Origin of the sequence: Geomonas agri (assembly GCF_020179605.1) — a bacterium.
Taxonomy (GTDB): domain Bacteria; phylum Desulfobacterota; class Desulfuromonadia; order Geobacterales; family Geobacteraceae; genus Geomonas; species Geomonas agri.
In genome coordinates, this window is the sequence record NZ_JAINZO010000001.1 from 2,436,734 (window position 1) to 2,455,232 (window position 18,499).

Below are 18,499 nucleotides of genomic sequence, written 5' to 3' on the forward strand. Positions count from 1 at the left end.
ATATCCGAAGAGGGCGCTCCAGGATAGAGAAAATCTAATAGGCGGGTTTTTAGGCAGGATCAGCTAGACGTGGTTGCGCAGCATGAGTTCCGCCGGGTGAGGGGAGAGGTAGACCTGCTGGCGCAGGTACTCCTGACGGTACTTGGCGACGTAATGCTTGAGCATGGTCAAAGGCACCACCAGCGGCACCAGCCCGTCGTGATACTGCTCGATGAGCTGCAAAAGTTCCTGCTTTTCCTCGGCCGCGAGATCTTTCTTGAAGTACCCCATGATGTGCATCAGCACGTTGGTCTGCTTCTTCGCGGTCGCGTGCAGCTCCAGGGCCTTCATGTAGAGCTCCTGGTAACGCTCCAGCAGTTCTGGAAAGGCGATTTCCTTCCCCCTGGCCACCAGCGCCCCCAGTTCACGGTAGAGCTGGATGCTGTGCGACATGATCAGCAGCTTCTGGCAGGTGTGAAACTGCACCAGCTTGCCCAGGTCGGGCTTCTCGGCGAGAAAGTCTTTCCAGCGCCGGAAAGCGAAGACGCGCTCAATGAAGTTTTCCCGCAGCACAGGGTCGTTCAGCCTCCCCTCTTCCTCCATGGGGAGCTGCGGGAAACGGCGCGCCACTGCGGCGGCGAAGAGGCCGCTGCCGCTCAGCGGAGGCATCCCCTCCCGGTACACCTTGACCCGGAACAGCCCCGACGAGGGGGAGCCCTTCTTGAAGATGAAGCCACACAGGTCCTCGTGCGCCAGCTGCTCCACCTTGTTCCGGCAGAACTCGAGCATTTGGTCGGTCTTGTCGATGCGGGTCCGGTGCGTCATGAGCCGCGGCTGCTCCGGGTCCCCTTCCAGGCGCATCGCCTCGCGCGGCGTGGTCATGCCGCACTCCACCTCGGGGCAGACCGGCACGAAGCTGAAGAACCGCCCCAGCACCCCGGTGAGGTAGGGGTCGTGCTTATGGCCGCCGTCGTAGCGCACCTTCTCCCCCAACAGACAGGAGGAGACGCCTATTTTTATGGGTGCCCCGGATTCGGACATGAAGAACCTCCACTGTGCCTTTTAATTGGCCGGGAGACATTGTGGCAGAAAAACAGCCCCTGCGCCAGCAAGAAGGGAGGAATTTCAGAACAGCGGCGCTTCCTGGCAGAACAGCCCTTCGCCGATGCACAGCCGTACCTGCCGGGGAGGTTGCGGCATCCTCAGGTCGTGCCGGGAAACAAAGTTGGTGTTACGGTCCTGCAGAGGCTGCTGTTTGGGGTGGCGGTTTTCCCTCCGGTCGGGGGATGATTTGAGCGTCAAGAACACGGGGTTGCTCCTTTTGGGACAGTATAGGCAGACCCACATGTGTATGCAACAATTCAACCAAAGACATAACCACATGATTTAACGTCCCTACCCATGACAAAGCCATGCAAAATATTCGACAATGGCACAAAACAACATCACAACGTGTCGAGCCGTTGACAGAACCCGCCATCATAAAGAGGAAAGCCACCGCCGCTGCTACTGCCCCTTCATCCTCTCATACAACCTGCAACAATTGAACATTCAGCACTATCTGATATAAACCTATCTGTTGTGTTTCGTCATCATGCTGTGCAAAACGAAGCGGAGACATGCCGATGTTCGATTCGCTGCAGCAATGCCGTGCCCTGCTCGACGAACTCCCCCTGGCCATCTTCATCCAGGGCCCGGATGGAACGCCTCATTATGTCAATGCCGCGGCTCTCCAGATTTTCGGGATGGAGCGCGACCTGTTCCTGCAGCACAACACCCAATCACCCCAATGGCACCTCTGCACAGCGCAAGGGACGCCTCTTCCGCCCGACCAGCACCCGGCCATGTCCGTCTTCCAAGGCATACCCGCCCGCGAGGTCAACCTCGCCATCCACAACCGCCGCAGGGGGCGCCTGGTGCCTGTCTGCATGGAGGCCATGCCGCTCAACTCATGCGACTCAACCACCCCTTCCCACGTATGCGTCGTCTTGAGGGAGATCCACGAGACTGAAAGGGCGCTACAGGAGAGCGAGTCCCGTTACCAGGCCATGGTGCAGACCCAGGCCGAGTTCGTGGTCCGCTACCGGCGCGGCGGCGCACTTACTTTCGTCAACGACACCTATTGCCGCTATCTCCAGAAAGAGCGGGAGGAATTGCTGGGACAAAATTTTTACCCCTTCTTTTTCCTGCAGGACCGCGAAGCCCTGATCCGTTGCGTCGAGAGCATGACCGACCCAAGCCAGAGCCAGTCCCTCGAGGTGCGGGCATGGCTCCCGGACGGCCGCCTGGTATGGCAGAAGTGGAACGGCAGCATCATCCTGGACGACGCCGGCCAAGTAGTGGAATTCCAGGCCAGCGGCATGGACATCACCCGCAGCAAGCAGACCGAGGAGAGCCTTAAAAAAAGCGAGGAGCGCTACCGCTCCCTGTTCGACAACATGTTGAACGGCTTCGCCTACTGCAGGATGATACTTGACTCGGCGCTCCCCCTTGATTTCGTGTTCCTCGAGGTGAACCAGAGCTTCGAGCGACTCACAGGCCTGCGCGCAGCGGGAGGGAAACGGATGAGCGAGGTCCTGCCCGGCCTTTGGGAGTCCGATCCGGACCTGTTGGCCGCCTTCCGGCGCGTCGCCTTAAGCGGAAAGCCGGAGCAGATGGAGTGTTACGTCAATGCCATCAGCGAGTGGCTCTCGGTCTCCGTCTACAGCCCGGAACCTGGGTGCTTCGTCATCGTGTTCGACGTGATCACCAAGAGGAAGCGCACTGAAGAGTGCCTTGCCTTCCTGGCCCACTCCCACACCTCCGCCGCACCGGAAGAGCAGTTCTTCCACCGCCTGGCGCGCTACCTCGCCACCACGCTGGACATGGATTACATCTGCATCGACCGACTGGAGGAAGGAAACCTCTGCGCCAGCACCCTGGCGGTCTACTACAACGGCAACTTCGAGGAGAACGTCCGCTATACGCTCAAGGAGACGCCCTGCGGCGAGGTGGTGGGTCACAACGTCTGCTGCTACCGCGAGGGAGTGCGCCAACTGTTCCCCAACGACCAAGTGCTGCAGGATCTGAAGGCCGAGAGCTACCTGGGCGTGGTGCTGTGGAGTTCCACCGGGGTGCCCATCGGGCTCATTGCGACCATCGGCCACAAGCCCCTGTTGAACCGGGAGCTTGCAGAAGAGATCCTGCAGATGGTCAGTGGCCGGGCCGCCGCGGAACTGGAGCGCCGCCTCCACGAGGAAGAGCGTCTGAGGCTGGAGCAGCAGCTGCTGCATGCCCAGAAGCTGGAGAGCCTCGGGATTCTGGCCGGAGGGATCGCCCACGACTTCAACAACATCCTGACCGGGATACTCGGCAACTCCAGCCTGGGGCTGATGCGCATCGATCCCGCCTCGCCGGCGGTTGAGAACCTGCAGAACATAGAGAAGGGGGCGATCCGGGCGGCCGACCTGGCCCGGCAGATGCTCGCCTACTCCGGCAAGGGGATGTTCGTGGTCGAGCCGGTCAGCCTGAACGGCCTTTTGACCGAGATGGCCCACCTGCTGGAGGTCTCCATCTCCAAGAAGTCCCGGCTGGTGCTCGAGCTGACCCAGGAACTGCCACCGGTGCAGGCGGACTCGACACAGTTGCGCCAGATCGTGATGAACCTGGTCATCAACGCTTCCGAGGCGATCGGCGACCGCGGGGGCACCATCACCATTCGCAGCGGGCTGCGCCATTTTGATGAGCAGTATTTTAAAGGAGCTTGGTCCGAGAAGGAGATCAAGGAAGGGGACTACCTGTTCCTGCAGGTGGAGGACGACGGCTGCGGCATGGACGAAACGACCCTGTCGCGCATCTTCGACCCCTTCTTCACCACCAAGTTCACCGGCCGTGGCCTGGGGATGTCGGCGGTACTGGGGATCATCAGGGGGCACCGGGGCGCCATCAAGGTGGAGAGCACCCCCGGTCGCGGCACCACCTTCACCGTCATCCTGCCCGCCAGCGATCTGCCGGTACTGGACGTGGCTGCTGAGCAACAGCCGGCAACGGAGGAGACGTGGCAGGGGAGCGGGACCGTGCTGCTGGTGGACGACGAGGAGTTCATCTGCACCGTAGGTGCTTCCATGCTGGAACAGTTGGGATACCAGGTAGTCACCGCGCTCAGCGGCGCCAAGGCCGTGGAGCTGTACCGCGACCGGGGGGATGTGCGCTTCGTCGTTCTCGATCTGACCATGCCGCACATGGACGGGGAGCAGACCTACCAGGAGTTGAGGAAAATTGATGGAGAGGTGAAGGTGATCATTTCCAGCGGCTACAGCGAGCAGGAGGTGACCCGGAAGCTCTCCGGAGCGGGCTACCTCGCCTTCATCCAAAAGCCGTACAACATGCAGGCGCTCACCGAGGTAATGAAGCGCTGCGACACCCGGAGAAGGGGGCCCAGGGCCTCTGCTCTCCCCGCTACTTGAGCCCGTACTGCTCCTGCACCTCCGCCGGGGCCTCTTCGAACCCCTGGAACTCCATGGTGTAGCTGCCGCGCCCCTTGGTTGCGCTACGCAGCTCGGTCATGTAGCCGAACATCTCCGCGAGGGGAACGGTGGCCTTGACCAGCTCCAGTTCGCCACGCTGGTCCAGTCCTTCCACCCGGCCCCGTTTCTGCTGTAGCCCTCCGAGCACCTTTCCCAGGTATTCTGTCGGTGTCTCCAACTCCAGTTTCATGATCGGCTCCAGCAGCATGGGCGCCCCCTCCCGCGCCGCCAGTACCACGCCCCGCTGGGCCGCTCCTCGCAGGGCGAGCTCCGACGGTGCCGGTGCGCCCGTCTCCACCGGGACCTCCAGCACCCGCACCTCCAGGTCGGTCAGCGCGTACCCGGTAAGGCTGCCGCCGCTGCACGCATCCAGCAGGCCGTCCTGTACCGCCGCCAGTAGTTCGGCGGTGATCGGGGAGGCTGGGGTCGGGAGCACGGTCCTGATGCCGCTGTTCCGGGGAAGCGGGGCCAGGCGCAGCAAGAGCTCGGCAGGTTCCGGGCGCTTGTCCGCCAGCGCCTGGAACACCTCGTGCCGGGTCACCTCGCGCCTGAGCGTTTCGCGGTACACCACCCGAGGCCGCCCCGTTTTCACCTGCACGCCGTATTCGCGCCGCAGCCGGTCGATAACGATCTCCAGGTGCAATTCACCCATTCCGGTCAGGATGGTTTGCCCGGTCTCCTTGTCCTCATGCACCCGGAAGGTCGGATCCTCCCACTGGAAGAACTCCAGCGTTCCCAGGAGATGCGCCCGGTCCTCCACCCCCTTCGCCTCCACTGCCAGGGAGACCACCGGTTCGGGCACACTGACCCCTTCCAGGAGCAGGGGATGGCCGGGATCGCAGAGGGTATCTCCGGTCAGGGTCGACTGGCAGCCGGTTACCGCCACGATGTCGCCCGCTACCGCCTCGGCGACCTCCTCCCTTCGGTGCGCGTGCATCCTGAACAGGTGCCTGAAGCGCTCGCTGCCGCCGCGGCTGGCGTTCAACAGGGTGGCCCCGGCCTTCACCCGGCCCGAGTAGATGCGCAGGTAGGTGAGGCGCCGCCCCTCCTCCGCCATCACCTTGAAGGCCAGCGCGCGCAGGGGCTGACCTGGATCGCAGGTGAATCTCTCCGCCTCGCCGTCGTCGGGACGCCTCCCCACCATCGCCGGGAGGTCCAGGGGGGACGGCAGGTAAAGGCACACCGCGTCGAGCACCGGCTGCACCCCCTTGTTGCGCAGGGCCGACCCCAGCAGCACCGGAAAGATCTGGCACGACAGCGTCCCCTTGCGCAAGGCCCGCTGCAGGGCGGCCGCCGCCACCTTGTGTCCCTCCAGGAACTCCGCCATGACCTGGTCGTCGAAGTCTGCAACCACCTCCGTCAACTCCAGCCGTGCCTGTTGTACCGATTCCTGGTACTCGGCCGGCACCGGCGCCCGCAGCACCGTCCTGCCCAGGTCCTGGTCGGAGAAGGTGAGCACCTCTTCGCCGACCAGGTCGATCACCCCGCCGAAAGCGGTTTCGGTCCCCAGTGGCAACTGCAGCAAGGCTGCCCGCGCCCCCAGACGTTCCTCCATGTGCGCCAGCACGTGACCGTGATCCGCCCCCATGCGATCCATCTTGTTGATCAGGCAGACCCGGGGCACCCGGTAGCGGTCGGCCTGTCGCCAGACCAGTTCGCTTTGGGGCTGCACCCCCTCGACCGCACTAAAGATGGCCACCGCTCCATCCAGAACTCGGACGCTGCGCTCCACCTCGATGGTGAAATCGATGTGCCCCGGGGTATCGATCAGGTTGAGCCAGTGGTCACCCCAGCGGCAGGAGGTGGCGCTGGCGGTGATGGTTATGCCGCGTTCCTGTTCCTGCGGCATCCAGTCCATGACCGCTTGGCCGTCGTGCACCTCCCCCATCTTGTGTGTTTCTCCGCTGTAGAAGAGGATACGTTCCGTGACCGTAGTCTTCCCCGCATCGATGTGGGAGATGATGCCTATGTTTCGGATATGAGCTACGTCAGGGGCTGAAATCGTCGTTCTCCTTTGGACGCTAGCAATGGAACAGTGGCCCGAAAAGTTCAATGATATCCGACCATCTGCAGAAGTCAAAAAGGGAAGTACAGGTACTGCCGCCATCCTTTCTGTTACTTTATGTGCGCGGTATGTTGACATCCCATCCAGCATGCATTAGTTTTTACTAATTCAACTACACCAGTTGCCCCAATACCACACCTTAAGGAGGAAGTTGCCACAATGAAAACGATCAATCTTCTACTCGCTGCCACACTTTCAGCCGCCGTCGCCTTGAGTGCACCGCTCCCGCTGCAGGCCTCCCAGAACAAGGCCGACACCGCGAAGGCCGACAACACCAAGAAAAATAAGGAAGAGAACAAGGGCGCCACCGCCGACCAGCAGAAGGAGAACAAGACCGACCGGGAGATCACCCGCGAGATCAGGCGCACGGTGGTGAAGGACAAGTCCCTGTCCATCACTGCTCATAACGTCAAGATCATCACCAAGGACGGGCACGTAACCCTGAAAGGGCCGGTAAAGAGCGAAGGCGAGAAGAAGACGGTGGAAAAGGCGGCAGTCGCCGTGGTCGGCAAAGGGAGGGTTAGCAACGAACTGGAAATTGCGCCGCCCAAGGAGAAGAAAGAGAAGAAGGTTAAGAAGGAAAAGACCGACCAGAAAGACCAGAAGGAGCAGAAGTAGTTCCCTAGCAGGACCGTGTGCAATCGGGAAAAGGGGACAGGCTACTTTGACGCAAAAGCCTGTCCCCTTGTATCTATCAAATGAAAAAGGCCGGGCTGCATAGTAGCCCGGCCTTTGCCGTTGGTGCGGCCGACAGAGTTAGCGGTTGCGCCGCTCCTGCCTGCGGGCCACCAGCAGTTCCCACTGCCGCTGAACCTCCTCCGGCGCGTAGCGCTTGAAGAAGCGGGGGAAAAACCTGGCAATGAGCCTGTCTTCCCAGGTGAAAGTGGCGACCCAGCGTTCGGCGGGATCCTTATCGCGTCCTTCTTTCATGCTGCACCTCACATCACCAGCGTCCGGTCAGCTGCACCTGGCGCGCCGAAGCCTTCACCCACAGTTTGCCGTTGATCAATTCTCCGAGGACTGTGCCGGTCGCGGCTCCCAGCCCGTCTGCAAGTAAATCATACCAACTGAAGTGGCTCCCGGTAAACTCATCCCCGACTTCGATGGCGAAGCCCGGAACCATGGCCAGTCCAGTGGCTGCGATCACCCGCTTGGGCCGTTCCAGGTCCGTGGCGTGATATAGGACCGTGTCCGAGGCGAGGCCCAAGACGGCACCGCCGCTGAAATGGGAGATCTTGTCCCCTTCGAGTGCGTGGGCCGGCATGACAAAGAATAATGTGAGGAGAGCGATGGCCGTTTTCATAGCTGTAACCTCCTGTACCCGTGTGCCGCGTTCGATTGCACTCTGTGCCTACAGGAAAAGCCGATACAGGCCAACATTTTACCCAATTGCCGCTTCCTGACTACCGCCCACTGGCATTTTTATTGACTATTACTAATAATGCACAACAGCGCTCGGCCTTGCAGCATCGGGGTTTGTTGTATAATATCCGTTGTCGCAGCAACCAGCGATACCATTGGGCATTGAAGGAGCGACTATATGAACAAGCAAGAGATACTGGACTTTCTGAACTCCAACCCGATATTCCAAATGGCCACCGCCGACGGTGACACGCCCCACGTGCGAGGCATGCTTTTATACAGGGCCGATGAGAACGGCATCGTTTTCAACACCGGCAAGATCAAGGACCTTTACCACCAGTTGACCAAGAATCCCAAGGTAGAACTCTGCTTCAGTAACGGCATATTCGAGAACCTGATCCAGGTCCGCATCACCGGCACCGTAGAAGCGCTGGAGGATCTGGACCTGAAAAAGGAGATCGTAGCCAAGCGTGACTTCCTGAAACCGTGGATCGACAAGGTCGGCTACGATCAGCTTGCCGTGTACGTGCTGAGGAAGGGTAGCGCCACCGTCTGGACCATGGCCACCAACACCGATCCCAAGGAATACATCCAGCTCTAGACAAACAGTGACTGCGCAAACAAAGAAGGCGTCTCCATCGACGGAGCGCCTTTTCTCGTGCTGACTCGACTGACTCGACTGTTCGTCCCAGTGTGTCAGGTCGGCCATTTTGTATTGACAGGACAAATATCATTTTATTACCCTGTGAATAAGTAAAGGGGAGTAGTTATCGGTCACCGACAAGACCGATCCGTTTTTCGTCAATACGGCTTTCGGGCCCGGGAACGGAGCAAAGCAGCGCCAACAAGACCTTTATCCATGGCATAGGCCGGGGTAAAGGTTTTTTTTATACCCCGGCGACAGACACAATCGACGGAGGTACACAATGAAAAGGATGACAAAAGAGTTCGGCTCCAAGGTCCGTGATCGCATCCGCGAGTGGCTGGACGCCTTGTTACCCGTCGTACTCCCTCCGGTTCCAGTTCCAGTTCCGGTACCGGTGAAGGATGACAGGCGCAACCGCGGGTTCACAAGATGAGGTGACAGCCATGGAACTGCTGCTTGCGACATTTCTGGGCAAAGCAATCTGGATGTGGTTGGTTTTCGTGGCAGTGGTGGTGGCGCTTCTCGTGCTCGACCTGGGGGTGCTGCACAAGGACCAGCACGAGATTGGCGTCAAGGAGAGTCTCCTCCTCTCCTCGTTCTACATCACCATAGCGCTGGCCTTCGGTGGGTGGATCTGGTTTGAGATGGGGCGGGAACCTGCCCTGGAATACCTGACCGGGTTCGTGGTGGAGAAATCGCTGGCGATGGACAACATCTTCGTCATTGCTATGATCTTCTCCTTCTTCGCGGTTCCGCGCAAATATCAGCACCGGGTGCTCTTTTGGGGCATCTTGGGAGTGATTCTGCTGCGTGCCATCATGATCGCGCTCGGCGCTACCCTGGTTTCTCAATTCGGCTGGGTGCTGTACATCTTCGCGCTGTTTCTCGTGCTGACAGGGTACAAACTGCTGGTACTGACCGATGGGGCACAAGTGGTACTGGGGTCGCACCCGGCGGCACGTCCGGCTGCCGCCGCGCTCTGGCTGCTGGTCTGCGTCGTCCTCGGCTTCGCAGCACACGAAGGCATGGCACACAGCGCTGAAGGTATCGCAGTGCAGGGGACGGTGTACCTGTTAATTGCGGCAACCGCGCTCGCGGGGATCAAGATCGCCTACCTAACCCACCAGGAAGAGAAGGATCTGGAAGGGAACCCGCTCTTGACGTGGCTGCGGCGCCACCTGCGCGTCACCGACTCCATCGAGGGGCAGGATTTCACGGTGCGGGTTCCGGATGCGAAGAGTGGGAAACTGACCACCTTCTTCACCCCGCTGTTCCTGACTCTCTTGATGATCGAGATCGCGGACGTGGTCTTCGCGGTGGACAGCGTCCCCGCCATATTCGCTATCACCACCGACCCGTACATCGTCTACACGTCGAACATCTTCGCCATCCTCGGACTGCGCGCCCTGTACTTCGCCCTCGCCGCCATGATGGCGCGCTTCGCCTACCTGAAGTACGCACTCTCACTGGTGCTCATCTTCATCGGCTCCAAGATCTTCATATCGGATCTGATGGGGTGGCAGAAGTTCCCCGCCTCGTGGTCGCTGGCTGTTACCGTGACCCTGCTGGCCGGTGGCTTCGCCTATTCCATCTGGAAAACGCGCGACTCCGATGGCCGCGTCCGATGAACGGCAAGGGGGACTGGCCGCTACGCAGCCAGTCCCCCCTAAAACAGCCTCGCGTTCCGGCACTACGCCAGTTCGGTCATCTGGTTCACGGTCTTGTCACTGATCAGGTCGGCTACTGCCGCGACATAGGCCTTGAAGTGCGCCGAGTTCATGTGCTCCTCGAAAGCGGCATGATCCTTCCAGTTCTCATAGAAAACAAAGACTGCTGGATTGGCCTTGTCCTGGTGCAGGCGGTACTCGATGCACCCACTTTCCTGGCGGGTCGGTGCGAGCATCTTGATGACTTCTGCTTTTACCCCCTCGATGCAGCCGTCCTTGGCCGTCAGTTTCGCCACTATAGTTACTTTTGACATTGTTATCCCCTTTGTTTTTGAAATGCCCCGGAGGGCGTCGAGTGTCATTGTAGCAGGTCAGGTCCGGGCGGCGGCGATGATCTCATCCAACGTGAGCCCGCGGTTGGCCCAGAGGGGGAGTTGATCGACTGCGTCGAAGAAGGTGATCTCGTCGGCAAATTCCTGCTGCCAGGGGTTCCCGCCGGGAGCGAACTTGCCGCAGGGCACGAAGGTCACATAGCCGGGATACGCCTCGTCGACGTAATCGGGATCATGCTCGCCCGGCAACGGCGGCGAAGCCAGTTCCCCCTCCTTGATGGTCAGGGGGAAGAGCCAGCAGGCGGTCGGCTTGAAGGTCCACTTGTGCACCCCCAGCTCCATCGCAAACCCCTGCAGGAGGCACATGTGATCGCTGGTGGCGAAGACGCACCTAGTATGGTTGAAGTGGGCTGGGAAGGCATCCGAGGTGAAGGTAAAGGGACGGGTTGCGGTCTTTACCCCCTTGGTTCCGTCGGGCCAGGTCCCCTCGACGATGTACGCGGCGGGAAGAGTGTGGAAATGCTCCGGGTATCTCGCCACCACGGCCCGGATCAGTTCATCTTCCCCTGGCAGCAGGTAGACCCCGTCGTAGCAACAGAGCCCCTGGCAGGCAACCGGGTCACAGCCCTTGACCAGCATCGTCGTATCGTTGTCCATAGCTACTCGCGCGTTGCAAAGAAAAAGGGCTATGTGGTGAACATAGCCCTTCTTGCTGTTGTTGTTTTACCGTGGTGCCCGGAGCCGGGGTCGAACCGGCACGGCTGTGAGGCCGACGGATTTTAAGTCCGTTGCGTCTACCAATTCCGCCATCCGGGCCGATCCCGTCGTTGCTTGCTGCTAAAGGTTGTTCACGCGCTCCCGCAGATCTTTCCCGGTCTTGAAGAACGGGGTCTTCTTGCTCGGGATGCTGACGATTTCGCCGCTCTTCGGATTCCTCGCCTCGCGCGGTTCGCGGTCACGGATGGTGAAGCTGCCGAAGCCGCGGATCTCAACCTTGTCACCGTTGGTGAGAGCCTCGCTCATGGCGTCGAACACCATGGAGACCACAGCCTCGGAATCCTTGCGGGTCAGAGCGCCGCGTACTTCCACCAGTTTGTCGATCAATTCGCTCTTAGTCATGTAAACACCTCAAATATAAATCTATAAGATTATTCAGTCGGCGAAGTGACTGGTCTATTCCTCAGTGCTCTTCTTCAGCTTCTCCTTGAGGAGATCGCCGAAGCTGGAGGTTGCCTCACCCTGGCTCCCCATGTAGGAGGCCATTTCGGCTTTCTCCATTGCGGTCTGCAGCGCCTTGATGGAGAGGGCGATCTTCTTCTCGACCATATCCACGTTCAGCACCACTGCCTCGAGCTCGTCGCCCACGTTGGCGAAGTCTTTCGGAGAGGCGACCTTCTCGTAGGAGATCTCCGAGACGTGGATCAGACCTTCGATTCCTTCCTCGATCTCTACGAAGATGCCGAAGTCGGTCACGGAGGTTACCTTGCCCTTGACCTTGGAGCCAGGCTTGTACTTCCTGGGGATTTCTTCCCACGGATCCTGAACCAGCTGCTTGATGCCCAGGGAGAGGCGCTCGTTCTCGACGTCGATGTTGAGAACCACGGCCTGCACGGTCTGGCCTTTGCTGAACAGCTCGCCCGGGTGCTTGACGCGGCGGGTCCAGGAGATGTCGGAGACGTGAACCAAGCCATCGATGCCGTCTTCGATACCGATGAAGACGCCGAAGTCGGTGATGTTCTTGATCTGGCCTTCGATCTTGGTGCCGACCGGGTAACGCTCGCCGATCACGGTCCAAGGGTTGACCTCGGTCTGCTTGAGGCCCAGGGAGATCCTGCGGTTGCCCGGATCGACGCCCAGGATCACCGCCTCGACTTCCTCACCTACCTTGAGGATTTCGGACGGGTGACGCACGCGACGGGTCCAGGACATCTCGGAGACGTGTACCAGGCCTTCGATGCCGTCCTCGAGGGAGATGAATGCGCCGTAGTCGGTGAGGCTGACGACCTTGCCGCTTACGCGCTCGCCTTCCTGGTAGCGGTCGGCAACGTTGAGCCACGGATCGGGCACGGTCTGCTTGAGGCCCAGGGAGATCTTCCCTTTCTCGCGGTCGTACTTGAGCACCATGACCTTCACGGTGTCGCCTACCTTGACCATTTCGGACGGGTGGCCGAGGCGGCCCCAGGACATGTCGGTGACGTGCAGCAGGCCGTCTACGCCGCCCAGGTCGACGAACGCGCCGTACTCGGCGATGTTTTTCACTACGCCGTTGACGACATCGCCTTCCTTCAGGGTGGCCAGGGTCTCGGTCCTTGCCTTGTCGCGCTCTTCCTCGAGCAGCACGCGGCGGGACAGCACCAGGTTGCCACGCTTCCTGTTCAGCTTGAGGATGCGGAACTCGTAGGTCTGGCCGATGAAGCGATCCATGTTGCCGCCGGGACGCAGGTCAACCTGCGAAGCCGGGAGGAATGCCTCCACGCCGACATCGACGGTCATGCCGCCCTTCACCTTGCCGGTGATCTTGCCTTCGATGGTGCCGCCTTCGCCGGCAGCGGCGATGGCTTCCCAGGCAACCTGGGAATCGGCTTTCTTCTTGGAGAGGACCATGTGGCCGCGGATGTTCTCACCGCGCTCGAAGTAGACGTTGACTTCGTCGCCGACCTTGACGGTCAGTTCGCCGTTCTCGTCGATGAACTCGGCGATGCGGATGGCGCCCTCGGACTTGTAGCCGACGTCAACCAGTACCACGTCCTGCTCGATCTGAACCACGACCGCCTTGACGACTTCGCCGCTCTGCGGCTGCCTCAGACTGTCCTGGAAAAGGTCAGCAAACTCGCCACCCATTTCTGCCTGGTCCAGCTCCTCGTCATTATCGTGTAACCGCCTAATCGGCATATCTTTTTTCTTGAACGTACGTTTTTCATCACCCATTGAAACTGTTACCCCCTCGTGTAATCTCCATATAAAATCGAGCTAATTTAGCACATCGGACAAAAATATCAACCTATTTTATCCTTGTCGATGGCCGAAATTCTTTCCGTAACTTCGTCGATCAACCACTTCGGCGTCGACGCCCCCGCTGTCACCCCGACCCGCTGCACCCCCTCGAACCAGGCTGGGTCGATCTGGCCGGCGGACTCGATGTGGTGAGTGCGCGGCAAAAGCTCGCGGCAGATCTGGGCCAGGCGCCTGGTGTTGGCGCTGTTGAACCCGCCGATAACGATCATGCAGTCCACCTCGCCGGCGAGCTTCTTGGTCTCGTCCTGGCGCACCGCGGTGGCGTCGCAGATGGTGTTGTAGACCCGGGTCTCGCCGCCGCGGGCGAGGCAGGCCGCTACCACCTCGTTCAGGTGTTCGAAGGACTGCGTCGTCTGCGCCACCACACCCATCTTGGCCATGCGCGGCAGCCTCTCGACGTCCTTACCGGAGCTGACCACGTAGACCCGGCCGGTGGCATAAGAAACGATCCCCTGGACCTCGGGATGGACCGCGTCGCCGACCACGACCACGTCGTACCCTTCCCTGGAGAGGGTCGCCACGTGCTCCTGTGCCTTCTTCACGAAGGGGCAGGTGGCGTCGACGATCTCGAGGTTGGCGCGCACCGCGGCCTCCAACTCTTCGGCGGCGACGCCGTGGGAGCGGATGATCACGGTGCTGCCGTGTTTGATCTCGCCAACGTCCTCGACCGATTTCACCCCCATCTCCTCGAGCCGCTGCACCACCTGCGGCGAGTGGATGATCGGCCCCAGGGTGCACGTATCGCCCCCCTTGGAGGCCGCGTCGAAGGCGAGATGGGTCGCCCTTTTCACCCCGAAGCAAAAACCTGCGTGTTTGGCCAGTATCACTTCCATGGTTACCCCTTGTCGTCCTGCGCCAGGCGCGCACGTACGGCGTTTTCCATGACGGTCAGTACCTCCTCGATGGAGAGGCTGGTGGAGTCGATGGCAAGCGCGTCATCGGCCTGCCTGAGCGGAGCGTGCTCGCGCCCCTCGTCCTGCCGGTCGCGCTGGATCACCTTGGCGATGGTTTCCTCGAGCGTCGCCTGATCGCCGCGCGCGGCAAGCTCGAGATAGCGGCGGCGGCCGCGCTCTTCGGCGCTCGCCGAGAGGAAGAACTTCACTTCGGCATCGGGGAAGACCACGGTGCCAATGTCACGCCCCTCCAGGATGACGCCCCCCTTGGCCCCCATGGCGCGCTGCATGGTCAAAAGCGCCTCGCGCACCGGCTTTCGGGCCGAGATGGCGGAGGTGAGCAGGCCTATCTCCTCGGTGCGGATCTCGGTGGATACGTCCTCGCCGTTGGCAAGCACGCGGCAGCTCTCGCCGTCCCTCACGAAGGTGACCTCCAGGCCACGGCAGAGCTCGGCAAGTCCGGCGTCGTCATCGCTGGAGATGCCGGCGCGCTTGGACATGAGGGCTACCGCGCGGAACATGGCGCCGGTGTCAATGTGAATGTAACCGAGGCGCTGGGCCAAAAGCTTGGTTAGGCTGCTCTTGCCCGCCCCGGAGGGTCCGTCTATGGCAACGATGACGCCATTTTCTCTTACTGCACTCAACGCTGTACTACCCCCTCGAGAAGTTCACGGAAGCCGGGGAACGATGTGGCGATGCAGTCGACGTCGGAGATAGTGGTTTCCCCCTGTGCGACCAGCCCTGCCACCATCATGGACATGGCGATCCTGTGATCGCCGAAGCTGTCGGCGGCGCAGCCCTTGAGGGCGGATACGCCGGTGATTTCCATGCCGTCGGGGGTCTCCACCACGGTTACCCCGGCCCGCCTGAGATTGTCGGCCATGGCCTTGATACGGTCGGTTTCCTTGACCCGCAACTCCTCCGCGCCGCTTACCACGGTAGTCCCCTGGGCGAGAGCTGCTGCGATACAGATGGACGGGAATTCGTCGATGGCGCGCGGTACCACTTCGCCCGAGATCGCCATGGCCTTCAACTGAGCGTGGCGCACCCGGATATCCGCCACCGGCTCGCCGGTCTCGTCGCGCTCGTTCAAAAGCTCAAGGTCCGCCCCCATCCCCTTGAGGATGTCGATGATGCCGGTGCGGGTCGGGTTGATGCCGACCCCCTTGATGAGCAGTTCCGCACCCGGGACGATGGATGCCGCGACCATGAAGAAGGCGGCCGAGGAGATGTCGCCCGGGACGACGATGTCACGTCCGGTCAGTTCGGCGCCGCCGCGCACCTTGACGCCGCCGGGAAAGGTCTCGACGTTAGCGCCGAATGCGCGCAGCATCCGCTCCGAGTGGTCGCGGGACAGGTGCGGCTCGCGCACCACGGTCTCACCCTCGGCGTAGAGTCCGGCCAGCATGATGGCGGACTTCACCTGGGCGCTGGAAACCGGGGAGTCATACTCGATCCCTTTCAGCTTGGATCCCTGGATGGCGAGGGGGGCCTTTTCGCCGCCGGCGCGGCCGCCGATGCGGGCGCCCATCTTGGAGAGCGGGCCGACCACGCGTTTCATGGGGCGGGCGCGCAGGTACTTGTCGCCGGAGAGGACCGAGAAGAAGCTCTGGCCGGCCAACAGGCCGGTGAGAAGCCTCATCGAGGTGCCGGAGTTGCCGCAGTCCAGGACATCCGTCGGCTCCTCGAGTCCGTGCAGCCCCTTGCCCACGATGGTCACCGTCTCGCCGTCGTCGTCAATCTGCACCCCCATGGCGCGGAACGCCTCCAGGGTGGCCAGGGCATCCTCGCCGCGCAGAAAGCCGGAGACCTTGGTCACGCCGTTGGCGATGGAGCCGAACATGATGGAGCGGTGCGATATGGACTTGTCGCCCGGGACGCGGATCTCGCCGCGCACGCTCTTGGCGGGTTGAACGGTGTAGCTTTGCATGAAACACCTCGTATTTTTGTCGGACCTAGTCAGGCCTGTCGTCCTGGTCTGACTGGCCGGACCATCGGATTTGCCGCCTGCAGCCCGCCGCTAGAGAATGGCGTCCCGCTTCTGCTTGGAGTTCAGGAAGAACGCCTGCAGGCCATCGGCATCGCCCTCGTTCACCAGCGTGCGCAGTTTCTCCAGGTACACGGAGAAAAAGTCCATCATCTCCAGGATCGCCTCACGGTTGGTGAGGGCGATGTCGCGCCACATGACCGGGTCGGACGATGCGATCCGGGTGAAATCCCTGAACCCGCCGGCGGAAAAGGAAAGCAGGTCCCCGCCGAAACGGTCGTAGCCACCCACGGCGTTCACCAGTGAGTAGGCCACCATGTGCGGCAGGTGCGAAATGGCGGCAACCACCCGGTCGTGCTGCACGGGATCCATGAGCGGTACAGTGGAACCGGCCACCTTCCAAAGCTCGACCACCTTTTCCAACGCCCGCGGATCGGTGTTGGCGGTGGGGGTGACGATGCAGCGCCTTCCCACGTACAGGGTTGAGAACGAGGCCTCGACGCCGGAGTGCTCGGTCCCCGCGATGGGGTGCCCACCGACGAAGAAGGTCCCTTCCGGCATGAGCGGCTCACACGCCGACACCACGGTCTCCTTGACGCTGCCGCCGTCGGTGACGATGCAGCCGGGAGCCAGGTAAGGCGCAATCTCGGCAACCACTTTGGGTATGGTGCAGACCGGCGTGGCGATGAACACCAAATCGGCCCCAGCCACCCCTTCCCTGGCGTCGGTGGTGTAGCTATCCAGAACGCCCAGTTCAACGCCGCGCTTCAGGTTTGCTTCGCCGCGGCCCACGCCGACCACCTCGTCCACGGCACCCTTTTCACGCAACACGCGGGCCAGGGAGCCGCCGATCAGGCCTACGCCGATGACGACCATCTTCTTGAACTGGACCATTGCTAGATCCCCCTCACTGACGTGCCCGGGGGTACGAGCCCAGCACCTTCACGAATTGGCAGCAGGTCGACAGATCCCGTACCGCCTCGTCGACGGCGGGATCGGAGATGTGCCCGGAGAGGTCGAGGTAGAAGATGTACTCCCACGCCTTCTTCTTGAGCGGGCGGGACTCGATCTTGGAGAGGTTGATGCCGCGCTTGGCGAAGGGCTCCAGCATCCGGTGCAAGATACCCGGCTCGTCGCGTACCGAGAACATGAGCGAGGTCTTGTCGTCAGCGCTGGCCTCGGCCATCTTCCGGCCAATGACCAGGAACCTGGTGAAGTTGTTCACCTGGTCCTCGATGCGGGCCTTGACGATCTTGAGGTTGTAGATGGAAGAGGCGTACTCGCTGGCGATAGCCGCCGCGGTGTAGTCCTCGGCCACGATCTGGGCGGCGAGCGTCGTGGAGGCGACGTCGACCAGGGGTACGTTGGGGAGGTTCTCGGCGAGCCACTTACGGCACTGGGCCAGCGGCTGCGGGTGCGAGTAGACCTTCTTGATATCCTCGAAGCGCCCGGTCCTGGAGAGCAGGAAGTGGGACACCTCCAAAAGAACCTCGGCATTGATCTTCAGCTCGCTCTCCATGAACATGTCGAGCGTGTGCGAGATCATCCCCTCGGTGGTGTTCTCCACCGGCACCACGCCGTAGTACGCCTCACCCTTCTCAACCGCCTCGAAGACGGCGGGGATGGAGCGCTCCGGCGAAAGGGATGCCGACAGGCCAAAGTGCTGCATGGCGGCCAGATGGCTGAAGGTGGCGTTGGGCCCGAGGAAGGCGACCTTCAGGGGCTTTTCCAGCGCCAGAGACGCGGAGATGATTTCACGGAAAACGCCGTGCACCGCCTCGGCCGGGAAGGGACCGGGGTTCGCCGCGGTGAGACGGTCGTAGATCTCCCTCTCGCGGCTGGGCACGTGGAAGTCGCTGCGGTTTTCGGTCTTCACCGCGCCGACCTGCATCACGAGTTTGGCCCGCTCGTTGAGAAGTTCCAGGATGCGATCGTCTACCGCATCTATTTCCTGACGGAGTTTTGCCAGAGTCTGCTTTTCTTTCAAAGCTTTCGGTCACCTTTCAGGAGGGATAGTGGCTTTTTGCGGAGCTGATACTTATAAGGCA

General features: G+C 61.2%; 19 protein-coding genes and 1 tRNA gene. 5 read left to right on the forward strand and 15 right to left on the reverse strand.

From position 1 onward, the window contains the following. Positions 1-63 precede the first annotated feature (63 nt). Positions 64-1,020 (reverse strand): YbgA family protein, encoded by a 957-nt coding sequence (locus K7R21_RS10610; RefSeq protein ID WP_224983220.1) that lies wholly within the window; start codon positions 1,018-1,020, stop codon positions 64-66. An 84-nt stretch (positions 1,021-1,104) separates the two neighbouring features. After that, positions 1,105-1,287: a hypothetical protein gene (locus tag K7R21_RS10615; RefSeq protein WP_224983221.1), complete on the reverse strand. Its 183-nt coding sequence runs from the start codon at positions 1,285-1,287 to the stop codon at positions 1,105-1,107. 317 nt (positions 1,288-1,604) lie between these two features. Between K7R21_RS10615 and K7R21_RS10620 the strand changes: the two genes are divergently transcribed. Then, the gene (locus K7R21_RS10620; RefSeq protein ID WP_224983222.1) at positions 1,605-4,424 is read left to right on the forward strand and encodes a PAS domain-containing sensor histidine kinase; all 2,820 of its coding nucleotides are present in this window, start codon (positions 1,605-1,607) and stop codon (positions 4,422-4,424) included. Here the strand turns inward: K7R21_RS10620 and fusA are convergent. Beyond that, positions 4,417-6,486, reverse strand: coding sequence for an elongation factor G (gene fusA / locus K7R21_RS10625; protein WP_224983437.1), 2,070 nt, complete (start codon positions 6,484-6,486; stop codon positions 4,417-4,419). The two genes, K7R21_RS10620 and fusA, sit on opposite strands and share 8 nt — an antisense overlap. Positions 6,487-6,708: 222 nt before the next feature. Between fusA and K7R21_RS10630 the strand changes: the two genes are divergently transcribed. After that, a complete protein-coding gene (locus tag K7R21_RS10630; protein ID WP_224983223.1) occupies positions 6,709-7,167 on the forward strand; it encodes a BON domain-containing protein in 459 nt (152 codons plus the stop codon). A gap of 138 nt (positions 7,168-7,305) precedes the next feature. Here the strand turns inward: K7R21_RS10630 and K7R21_RS10635 are convergent, their stop codons facing one another. Together K7R21_RS10635 and K7R21_RS10640 are read right to left on the reverse strand one after the other, a co-directional pair. Beyond that, positions 7,306-7,479, reverse strand: coding sequence for a hypothetical protein (locus tag K7R21_RS10635; RefSeq protein ID WP_224983224.1), 174 nt, complete (start codon positions 7,477-7,479; stop codon positions 7,306-7,308). Between the two features lie 13 nt (positions 7,480-7,492). Then, positions 7,493-7,852, reverse strand: a complete 360-nt coding sequence (locus tag K7R21_RS10640; RefSeq protein WP_224983225.1) for a VanZ family protein — start codon at positions 7,850-7,852, stop codon at positions 7,493-7,495. A gap of 237 nt (positions 7,853-8,089) precedes the next feature. Here K7R21_RS10640 and K7R21_RS10645 point away from each other — a divergent pair, with 237 nt between their 5' ends. The 3 genes from K7R21_RS10645 to K7R21_RS10655 all read left to right on the forward strand — a co-directional run bounded on the left by K7R21_RS10645 (position 8,090) and on the right by K7R21_RS10655 (position 10,185). After that, complete coding sequence (locus K7R21_RS10645; RefSeq protein ID WP_224983226.1) at positions 8,090-8,512, forward strand: pyridoxamine 5'-phosphate oxidase family protein; 423 nt, start codon at positions 8,090-8,092, stop codon at positions 8,510-8,512. 325 nt (positions 8,513-8,837) lie between these two features. After that, positions 8,838-8,990: a hypothetical protein gene (locus K7R21_RS10650; RefSeq protein WP_224983227.1), complete on the forward strand. Its 153-nt coding sequence runs from the start codon at positions 8,838-8,840 to the stop codon at positions 8,988-8,990. Positions 8,991-9,000: 10 nt separating this feature from the next. Further along, positions 9,001-10,185 carry a TerC family protein gene (locus tag K7R21_RS10655; RefSeq protein ID WP_224983228.1) on the forward strand — a complete coding sequence of 395 codons (1,185 nt, stop codon included), beginning with the start codon at positions 9,001-9,003 and terminating at the stop codon, positions 10,183-10,185. Positions 10,186-10,247: 62 nt separating this feature from the next. On the opposite strand, the gene K7R21_RS10660 is transcribed toward K7R21_RS10655, so the two are convergent. The 10 genes from K7R21_RS10660 to pheA all read right to left on the reverse strand — a co-directional run bounded on the left by K7R21_RS10660 (position 10,248) and on the right by pheA (position 18,438). Further along, positions 10,248-10,538, reverse strand: coding sequence for a putative quinol monooxygenase (locus K7R21_RS10660; RefSeq protein WP_224983229.1), 291 nt, complete (start codon positions 10,536-10,538; stop codon positions 10,248-10,250). A 57-nt stretch (positions 10,539-10,595) separates the two neighbouring features. Further along, a complete protein-coding gene (locus K7R21_RS10665) occupies positions 10,596-11,213 on the reverse strand; it encodes a hypothetical protein (protein ID WP_224983230.1) in 618 nt (205 codons plus the stop codon). 72 nt (positions 11,214-11,285) lie between these two features. After that, positions 11,286-11,372: transfer RNA gene (locus K7R21_RS10670), tRNA-Leu, on the reverse strand. A 21-nt stretch (positions 11,373-11,393) separates the two neighbouring features. Beyond that, a complete protein-coding gene (locus K7R21_RS10675) occupies positions 11,394-11,675 on the reverse strand; it encodes an integration host factor subunit beta (RefSeq protein WP_015721554.1) in 282 nt (93 codons plus the stop codon). A gap of 54 nt (positions 11,676-11,729) precedes the next feature. Next, the gene (locus K7R21_RS10680) at positions 11,730-13,484 is read right to left on the reverse strand and encodes a 30S ribosomal protein S1 (RefSeq protein ID WP_224983231.1); all 1,755 of its coding nucleotides are present in this window, start codon (positions 13,482-13,484) and stop codon (positions 11,730-11,732) included. Between the two features lie 68 nt (positions 13,485-13,552). Further along, positions 13,553-14,404, reverse strand: a complete 852-nt coding sequence (gene ispH / locus K7R21_RS10685) for a 4-hydroxy-3-methylbut-2-enyl diphosphate reductase (RefSeq protein WP_224983232.1) — start codon at positions 14,402-14,404, stop codon at positions 13,553-13,555. A 2-nt stretch (positions 14,405-14,406) separates the two neighbouring features. Next, positions 14,407-15,108: a (d)CMP kinase gene (gene cmk / locus K7R21_RS10690; RefSeq protein WP_224983233.1), complete on the reverse strand. Its 702-nt coding sequence runs from the start codon at positions 15,106-15,108 to the stop codon at positions 14,407-14,409. Next, positions 15,105-16,394 carry a 3-phosphoshikimate 1-carboxyvinyltransferase gene (gene aroA, locus K7R21_RS10695; RefSeq protein WP_224983234.1) on the reverse strand — a complete coding sequence of 430 codons (1,290 nt, stop codon included), beginning with the start codon at positions 16,392-16,394 and terminating at the stop codon, positions 15,105-15,107. The genes cmk and aroA overlap by 4 nt, the downstream gene beginning before the upstream one ends. A gap of 90 nt (positions 16,395-16,484) precedes the next feature. Next, positions 16,485-17,345 carry a prephenate dehydrogenase gene (locus tag K7R21_RS10700; RefSeq protein ID WP_224983235.1) on the reverse strand — a complete coding sequence of 287 codons (861 nt, stop codon included), beginning with the start codon at positions 17,343-17,345 and terminating at the stop codon, positions 16,485-16,487. A gap of 13 nt (positions 17,346-17,358) precedes the next feature. Beyond that, positions 17,359-18,438 carry a prephenate dehydratase gene (gene pheA / locus K7R21_RS10705; protein WP_224983236.1) on the reverse strand — a complete coding sequence of 360 codons (1,080 nt, stop codon included), beginning with the start codon at positions 18,436-18,438 and terminating at the stop codon, positions 17,359-17,361. Positions 18,439-18,499 lie beyond the last annotated feature (61 nt).